A 395-nucleotide genomic window follows, 5' to 3' on the forward strand; every position below is an offset into this window, starting at 1 on the left:
GGACGACCGTTACATCATCAACTTACATTTTCACGGGGTTGATATGCAAAACAGCCGTTCCATTAGTGAGATGGTGAAAACCGAAGTCGAAAAAATCATGCAGAAGAAAGGCGTCCGCCGCCGTTCCAGCCTGTACGATGAGGATTAATATCATGATGATGATTTATGGCATGTTCGTCTTTATGCTCAATACCACACCGTATCAGTCAATGAGTCGCAATATGGACTGGCGGCATGTGAAAAATGACCGGATAGGCAAGTCGGCCAAGTGGCAATATATCGGCCCCGGTGAAGACAGCATTACACTAAACGGGATGCTGTATCCCGAGGTGACGGGCGGTGATATTTCGCTGGAGGTACTGAGGACAATGGCGTTTTCTGCCAAACCGTGGCCG

Annotated in this window: 1 protein-coding gene; it reads left to right on the plus strand. The window is 48.6% G+C overall.

The window, feature by feature from the left end; all coding sequences use genetic code 11:
* Positions 1-152: 152 nt before the first annotated feature.
* On the plus strand, positions 153-395 hold a 243-nt coding region (locus NXS07_RS20900), incomplete at its 3' end, for a phage tail protein (protein ID WP_258087620.1).

The organism is Xenorhabdus bovienii (genome assembly GCF_024721015.1).
GTDB classification, from domain to species: Bacteria; Pseudomonadota; Gammaproteobacteria; order Enterobacterales; family Enterobacteriaceae; genus Xenorhabdus; species Xenorhabdus bovienii.